Origin of the sequence: Janthinobacterium sp. UMAB-56, assembly GCF_900095265.1 — a bacterium.
Lineage (GTDB): Bacteria > Pseudomonadota > Gammaproteobacteria > Burkholderiales > Burkholderiaceae_D > Janthinobacterium.
The window spans coordinates 1-2004 of record NZ_LT607692.1; the positions used below are offsets into that span (position 1 = coordinate 1).

Annotated in this window: 2 protein-coding genes; both read left to right on the top strand. The window is 59.6% G+C overall.

The features are described 5' to 3' along the window. Nucleotides 1-163: 163 nt before the first annotated feature. Entirely contained in the window at nucleotides 164-1018 is an 855-nt protein-coding gene (locus K0F85_RS28255) for a hypothetical protein (RefSeq protein ID WP_219119121.1), read from the top strand. Next, the coding region (locus tag K0F85_RS28260; RefSeq protein ID WP_219119122.1) for a hypothetical protein at nucleotides 1019-2004 on the top strand (986 nt) is incomplete at its 3' end.

Here is a 2004-nt window from a genome sequence, read left to right on the forward strand (position 1 = left end):
ATGACTATATAGATCAAATGGATTTTTGGTGCCGTACGTCCAGTACTGTATTGAAGACAGTGTCACGCAAGTTATTGCAATACACCATCAACGATCCCGAAGACCCGGAAAATAGTGCGGACGGGCCCGGGCCCAGTATCATCATTGAAGGGGCATTGCTACCATGACCAATCTCCGCATCATCTACGATAACGCCGGCGACCGCTCGGTGCTGACCGCATCGAGCCAGGCCGGCGCGCTGGGACCGGCCAATCTGCAGCGCGACAGCAAGAATGCCGTGCTGCGCGCCAGCGGCACTGCACAGACCATCACCGTCACATGGCCGACACAGGAATCCATTGCCTGCGTGGCGCTGATCTTCACCAACATGACCAGCAGCGCGCGCATGCGCGTGCGCGGCTATTCCCAGCCGGGCGATGCCGTGCCGGTGCTTGACACAGGCAACATCTTCCCGTGCCCTGCCGCCGCGCATGGTTCCTATCCATGGGGCGTGTTGCCGCTGGGCTGGAACGCCTACAAGTGGGGCGGTGCGAATACCTGGGCACGTGGCGGCGGCGCCGATGGCGTCGCCTGGTTCGCGCCCGTGCGCGTGCGCCGCCTGGTGATCGAGGTATCTGCCCCACAAAGCCCGGAGGGCTATCTGGAAATTTCGCGCCTGGTGGTGGGCAATTACTGGTCGCCGGAACACAACGCCGAGTACGGCGCCCAGCTGCAACTGCAGGATGCCAGCGAAGATTACCGCACGGGTGCCGGCGACCTCAAGACGCAGATTCGCCCGATCAGCGACAAGCTGAGCATCAACCTGGCGCACCTGACGCCAACGGACCGCGCACGCTTCATGCGCATCCTGCGCGAGAACGGCAAGGGAAAGGCCATGCTGTTCAGCCTATTCCCGGAAAACCCTGATCCGCTGCTGGAGCAAGACCACATGCTGTATGGCAAGGCCAGCAATATCGACGCGGTGGCCACACCGTATTTTGAAACCTATTCCGCACCACTGCAAATCGAGGGAATTTAAATGGCTGATTATTTTTACGACGGCATGCCGAACGTTAACGAGCGTTTGAATCTGTTATACACCGCCTTCGCCGCTGGGCCGTATAACGCCCTGCCGTTGACGGGCGGAACCCTGACCGGGCCAGTATCATCCAACTCGCGTATCAGCACGACAGCCGATGTAGTTGCGAACAGCGGGATTATATTAGGCAACCCCGGAGAGGATGGAATTAGCTCGTTCAGGTCTCCGATGTTTGGCACGTCAACGGCTGGCGTCGCGCAGGACGTGCTTTCTATGGGTGTCGCGGGAATACCCGGCCAAGCATTCCCGGGAAGATTTGTGTGGGACACATCGTCTGGGAATGGATCGTTGTATGCAGCAGGATATGCGTTGAGGCTAAAATCCTATGATGCCGGCACTACTTCCTCGACAACGGTGCTCGTCATAAACGGCTCAGGCGGCATCACTTCTGCGGGGATAATTGTCGCACCAGTGTGCCAGTTTGGCCCAATCCCTCGAACTGGCAATGAATGTGTAATCGCAGGGGTGGCCCAGTCTCAAGGCCAACCAAACGTCAGAATACCCAATAGCGCCACGTTTTTCGTAACAGCCGGTGCGTCAGGTTCATCCGCCCCCTGCGCTCTAAACGTAGGTGCTGATACGACCTCAGGACGCGGAATTAATGTAGGTGGCACCATTAATGCCAGCGGCGCCGACTATGCCGAATACCTCACTAAGGGGCTGCTTTGCGGCACCATTTTTCCCGGCCAGATTGTCGGCATTGATGCCGATGGCAGGGTGACCGATACGTGGGATCGCGCCATCGCTTTCATGGTCAAATCCACCAACCCCTGCATGGTCGGCGGCGACTCGTGGGCGCAGTCGCTCGGCGCGCGGCCGGTGGCACCGACCCGCGCGCAGACCTCTGTCGAGCAGGAGCTGATCACCCCGGCCGTTCCAGCAGACGAGGCCAGCGGGGTAGAGGCCGTCGCCGCCGTCTATCGCAC

Bases quoted from the DNA above. Each gene is read 5' to 3' on its own strand.
- K0F85_RS28255 (WP_219119121.1), top strand. From the start codon at position 164: ATGACCAATCTCCGCATCATCTACGATAACGCCGGCGACCGCTCGGTG.